The sequence below is a fragment of the Kamptonema animale CS-326 genome (assembly GCF_028330895.1).
GTDB lineage: Bacteria > Cyanobacteriota > Cyanobacteriia > Cyanobacteriales > Microcoleaceae > Kamptonema > Kamptonema formosum.
Genome location: NZ_JAQMUA010000245.1, coordinates 1 through 5,072, shown reverse-complemented (window position 1 = coordinate 5,072; position 5,072 = coordinate 1). Strand labels below are relative to the sequence as shown.

The following is a 5,072-nucleotide window of genomic DNA, read 5'->3' as shown; positions in this document are numbered from 1 at the left end:
AGGGGCTAGGGAAAGAGAGGGGGAGATGGGGGAGATGGGGAGCGGGGGAGCATGGGAGCGAGGGAGTGGGGGAGAAATTTTCCATTAGCAATTAGCAATTATAGGACTTACGCAGGGAGTCCCAGAAACCGGGTTTTTTAGAGAATCTGTGGGTAAAAAGCGAAGTATTTTCGTCGAAAAACCCGGTTTCTTTGGTTGGGTGCGTAAGTCCTGAATTAGCTATTAGCTATTAGCAATTAGCAATTAGCCATTAGCCATTAGCTATTACCAATTAGCTATTACCAATTAGCTATTACCAATTACCAATTACCCCAGCCAAGATGGGTTCATTGCCGTACTATCAAATTGGTTACTGGTCTTATAAAGTTCGTATTGCCCTTTAGTTGCCGCATCACGAGTGCGATCCAGCAGCGCCGTAACTTGTGCCCGATCCATTGGCTTAAACGTGCGAACTGCCTCAAATGCTTGATCGAGAAGTTGCATACTATCAATGCCAGTAATCACAACCGAAGTAGGCAAATTCATCGCATAGTGAAGACATTCAATGGGGGTGACTGTATTGCTTCTCAGTACGTAGGAATCGCCCATTGATTTCATCCCCAAGACACCGATTTGGTTCTTCACCAACACTGGTAAAACTTGTTGCTCAAAACTTCTAAAATGACCATCCATCACATTCAGCGGCATCTGTACCGCGTCAAAATGGAAATTATTTTGAGTGGCGAGTTCCAGCATTCGCAGGTGAACTAAAGGGTCTTTGTGTCCTGTAAAGCCGATATAACGAATCTTACCCGCCTTCTGCGCTTCCACCACAGCTTCCATTGCCCCACCAGGAGCAAAGATGCGATCGGGGTCTTCCATCCGAATCACTTCGTGATGCTGCATTAGATCGATGTAATCAGTCTGCAATGCCTTAAGTGACTCATCTATCTGCATCATGGCAGCGCCCTTGGTGCGACCATCGATCTTTGTCATCAGAAACACCTTTTGCCGATAGCCATCCTTGAGCGCTTGCCCCATCCATCGGTGGCTGCGTCCGTTGTGATAATCCCAGGAGTTGTCCATGAAGTTGATGCCGCGATCGATCGCACTGCGAATGAGCTTGATACTTTCTTGCTCCTCTCGAATGCGTCCGATATGGTGTCCTCCTAAGCCAATTGCAGATACTCGTTCCCCGGTGCGTCCTAGCGTCCTGTAGCTCATTTCTCTGCTTTTGGTCTGATCTTGAGCAACTTCATTTTGAGCGTCTATTGGGGTCGATTGGGCTTCAGCTAACACGGGTTTGAAAAACCCTTCTGAAGCTGCTAGCGCTGCTGCGACTAAACTCGAAGCCGATGTCACTTTTAACAACTCGCGTCTGCTGATACCCATAAATGTCTCCTTCAAAAAACTATAGGACGGGACTTAGGAAGTACCAAGAATCTAGGTTTGAGATTGCTTCCCTACGATCGCCATGACAGAATGATGTTGTCGGTGCGTAAGTCCGAGAAGAGACGATCGCGATCGCCCGGAATGCAAACGCTTGACTTCACCTTCTGAGGGTGAAACGGTAGTTCACCGCAGTGCTACAGGTTGAGCGTTAATCCGCACTCGAAACAGGCTGTAGGGTTTCTGGCGCAAATCCTGACCGTTGTGATACCTGGCTTGGCGATGGAGTTGATTAGCAGTGAAATAAAGATAACCATCCTGCGCGACTGAAAGCGTGTCAGGCCACAGCACTCGCGGGTCATGTACCAGCCGTTCGATCGTGCCATCTGGCAAACGACGCTGTATCGCATTGTGTTCGTAGTTCGTCAGGTAAATCCGGTTTTGAGCATCGGACTCCAAGCCATCGGCAGCTCCTCCCTTCTCGCCGCGATCGACTACAGTCTTTGCCACCTCTTGGTCAGACAACCGCTCATCTGCTAGCGCATCGACACTCACGCTGTAGAGCCGTCGTCCGGCAAGCGGACAGTAGAACAATTGCTTCCCATCAGCACTAATGGCAATCCCGTCGGCACCCATCTTGATGGGACTGGGTGGTTGACCCGGTTGGCGATTCATAATCGGCATCCCTTCCACACTGGGGAGAAAATTGGGGACTGCTTTCGTGGAAGGATGGTCGTTCAACCGCCGCCAACTTCTGCCAGAATCCAAGTCAACCACAATAATTCCATTGGGCCCCTTGTCAGACGAGTCAGTGATGAATGCCATTCCCGCCTTACCTCGGCGCAAATCGAAGCGAACATCGTTCAGGTAAGTTGTTGGCAATGCCACATTTGGGGGAAAGACAATGGTTTTGAAAATCTGGTTTTGCTTGAGATCTACTCCGACCAATTTTGCTCCACCAGGCGGAGCCGGTGCAAAGTTGACGCTGCCAGTATCCAAAATCCATAAGCGATCGCGCGGGTCAACTACCACACTTTGAACGGAAAGCAGGGACTTTGATGGGTCGCTTGGGTTGGGGCGATTTATTTCTGCATTAGGATAGGCAACAGTTTGACCATTTCTGACTTCGGCAACAGTGTAATCTACGCGATCGCCCCATTTGGGAAAGTTCACAAATATGCGTCCGCTTTGGGAAACAGTAACACCTGTAGGCATGGGGCCGTTGAAGATGGCGACGGGTTGGATATCGCCGAGCGTCTGCTCTTTGGGCAGCGTTGTCAGATCGATCTGGGCGGGTTGAGACTGGGCATAAACAGCAGTGCCGAGAAAACCGACGGCTGTAAGAAATAGTAGGAGTTTAAGGAACTTCATAGAATACCTTCTTTATATCGATGCCTTTGCCATGAAATTTACTAGAAGCAGAGCCAAGCAGTGTCGCGGATAAAAAAGCCGGGGGATACGCCCAGCGGCGATCGCACCATCAGCATCACTGACCAAAACACAGGAGAAGAAATTTCTAGTTTCCAGAGCTATGAGAGCGATCGGCGAATGCTTTCAACTCAATAGCGTCGTGACTGCAAAACAGGCTCACATCTTTACTGTGCTGCACCGATAATGCTTGCAGCCGATCTTGATTGAAAAGCCGAGCCTGGCGATCGACTTCCATCATCCACTGGTAAGCCCGCAGTCCTGGCGTGCAATGTCGGTTAGCATTCATCTCATGCCGATAGAAATAAGCATCCCCAGCGTGCAGCAGCCAACCCTCCTGGGTCTCGATCGCCACACCCGCATGACCCCGCGTGTGCCCCGCCAGCGGAATTAGCAGAATTTCCGGTGGCAATCCGTCGAGATCGCGGACAGCTTCAAACCCAAACCAAGGTTCGCCCTTGGCTGAATAGTATTTCCAGTGTTTGACTTCATCCCATTGCCCCGGACGATACCGCCCTTTAGCGATCGCACCGTGCCGGTCTTGGGCGGCATCCATTTCAGCCTGCATAATGTGTACCGTTGCTTCTGGGAAATCCTCTAGACCACCGGCATGATCGAAATCGAGGTGAGTTAGCACAATATGGCGCACATCGCTTGCCGCAAATCCGAGCTGCTCAATTTGATGAATCGCTGTGTATTTGCGATCGAACTGGATGTTATTAAAGTGGACGAAGAATGGGCTGAGCCGCGAGTAAGGGGACTGGATATCGCGTAAACCGAAGCCGGTATCAATTAAAACAAGTCCGCGATCGGTTTCCACGAGCAGACAGTGGCAGACGAGGTGAGCGTTCAAGCTGCGACTGAAGCCATCGAAAAGCGCCCCACCAATTGGGCACATACAGCCACAATTGAGATGATGAATTTGCATAACTGTTCTGCACTAAATTACTTCCGCAGGAACCATTTCTTTGTAAGTTTGCCTCCAATGCCGAGCTGTGTGAGATGGCGTTGTTGCCGGGATATAGCACTTCTTGGTAGTTAGGAAACTCGCTCCTGGCTTCCACCCTTGATTCTCTTCCCTTCTTCCCTAGCCCCTAGTCCCTAGCTATAAATCAGCCATTTCCTGTCGTCGGGCGCAAATTACTTGTTAGCAGAACCTGGTTCAGTAAGCTGGCGGTGCTGTTCGGCATTGACGGTATCGGGCAAGACTTTGCTTACATTCCCCTGCATCTTGGTCTTGAGCGAACCCGCGATGATATCGTCCTTGCCTGCCATCAAGGCCTGGAAACCCTGCTTGGCAACCTCTGCGGGATCGTCCTTCTTGCCCGCACCTGCCTTAGTGCTGTCCATATCCGCACGGTGGAAGAAGTTGGTATCAGTCGGCCCTGGCATGAGTGCGGTGATGCTGACACCTGTATCCTTTAACTCGTTTCGCAACGCCTCTGAGAATGAGTGCAGAAATGCCTTGGATGCCGCGTAGACTGCCTCGAAGGGGCCCGGCATCAGGGCGGCAATGGATGAAGTAAAAAGGATTTTGCCATTACCTCGTTCGACCATATCCTTGACTACCCTTTTGGCAAGATGGACTGAGGACACAACGTTAAGGTTAATGAGATTGAGTTCGTCCTTGAGGTCGGTCTTGACAAACTCACCCCCGACACCGACACCTGCATTGATCGCGATCGCCTCTACAGGTCGGTTTGTTTCCTTAATTTTGCTGTAGAGCGTCTCCACACCATCATAGGTAGCGAGGTCTGCCTCTACGGTCAAAACTTTGGCACCGAGTTGCTCAAAGGCAAGAGCTGCTTCCTTGATGCTGGCTCCGGTAGCTGTGACTAAGAGATCGAAATTATTTTGGGCGAACTGTTTGGCGAGTTCGTAACCGATGCCATTGGAAGCACCTGTTACGACCGCTAAGGGTCGAGTTAACGAATTGTCCACAACTATTTAAACTCCTAAGTGAGTACACTCGCTTGTCCGGGCTTGCTTATTTTTGGGCTCTAGATAGTCAGCTCGGACTGCGGCGTGTCAACTTTTTTATAATGCTAAGAAGGCAGCCGCATGATTGCGTCTTTCTAAAGAAGGAGTGTGCTTTGCTTGTAAGTGTAGCGATCGCATTGGTTGGCTCGATGGGGCTAATCTTCCTGGCGATCGCCCACCCTACATTTATATTTATGTCCCATTACTTACTGTTACATGATTTTGAGGCACTGGTAAGTAGCTCCACCTAATTAAACAAAGATCGGGATGGCTAAAAAGCTGACTGTATAAACATT

Annotated in this window: 6 protein-coding genes; 2 read left to right on the top strand and 4 right to left on the bottom strand. The window is 50.0% G+C overall.

Features of this window, described 5'->3' with window-relative positions:
• Positions 1–306: 306 nt before the first annotated feature.
• Entirely contained in the window at positions 307–1,371 is a 1,065-nt protein-coding gene (locus tag PN499_RS14325; protein ID WP_272032649.1) for an aldo/keto reductase, read from the bottom strand.
• Between the two features lie 183 nt (positions 1,372–1,554).
• Positions 1,555–2,739: an L-dopachrome tautomerase-related protein gene (locus PN499_RS14320; RefSeq protein ID WP_272032648.1), complete on the bottom strand. Its 1,185-nt coding sequence runs from the start codon at positions 2,737–2,739 to the stop codon at positions 1,555–1,557.
• Between the two features lie 60 nt (positions 2,740–2,799).
• Here PN499_RS14320 and PN499_RS14315 point away from each other — a divergent pair, with 60 nt between their 5' ends.
• Positions 2,800–2,934, top strand: coding sequence for a hypothetical protein (locus PN499_RS14315; RefSeq protein WP_272032647.1), 135 nt, complete (start codon positions 2,800–2,802; stop codon positions 2,932–2,934).
• Here the strand turns inward: PN499_RS14315 and PN499_RS14310 are convergent.
• Positions 2,885–3,724 carry an MBL fold metallo-hydrolase gene (locus PN499_RS14310; RefSeq protein ID WP_272032646.1) on the bottom strand — a complete coding sequence of 280 codons (840 nt, stop codon included), beginning with the start codon at positions 3,722–3,724 and terminating at the stop codon, positions 2,885–2,887. The two genes, PN499_RS14315 and PN499_RS14310, sit on opposite strands and share 50 nt — an antisense overlap.
• Positions 3,725–3,936: 212 nt before the next feature.
• On the bottom strand, positions 3,937–4,737 hold the full coding sequence (locus PN499_RS14305; protein WP_272032644.1) for an SDR family NAD(P)-dependent oxidoreductase: 801 nt from the start codon (positions 4,735–4,737) through the stop codon (positions 3,937–3,939).
• Positions 4,738–4,861: 124 nt separating this feature from the next.
• Between PN499_RS14305 and PN499_RS14300 the strand changes: the two genes are divergently transcribed.
• Positions 4,862–4,996: a hypothetical protein gene (locus PN499_RS14300; protein ID WP_272032642.1), complete on the top strand. Its 135-nt coding sequence runs from the start codon at positions 4,862–4,864 to the stop codon at positions 4,994–4,996.
• The last annotated feature ends 76 nt before the right edge of the window (positions 4,997–5,072 follow it).

Coding starts and splice junctions, on each gene's coding strand:
- PN499_RS14325 (WP_272032649.1), bottom strand. CDS start 1,371: ATGGGTATCAGCAGACGCGAGTTGTTAAAAGTGACATCGGCTTCGAGT.
- PN499_RS14320 (WP_272032648.1), bottom strand. CDS start 2,739: ATGAAGTTCCTTAAACTCCTACTATTTCTTACAGCCGTCGGTTTTCTC.
- PN499_RS14310 (WP_272032646.1), bottom strand. CDS start 3,724: ATGCAAATTCATCATCTCAATTGTGGCTGTATGTGCCCAATTGGTGGG.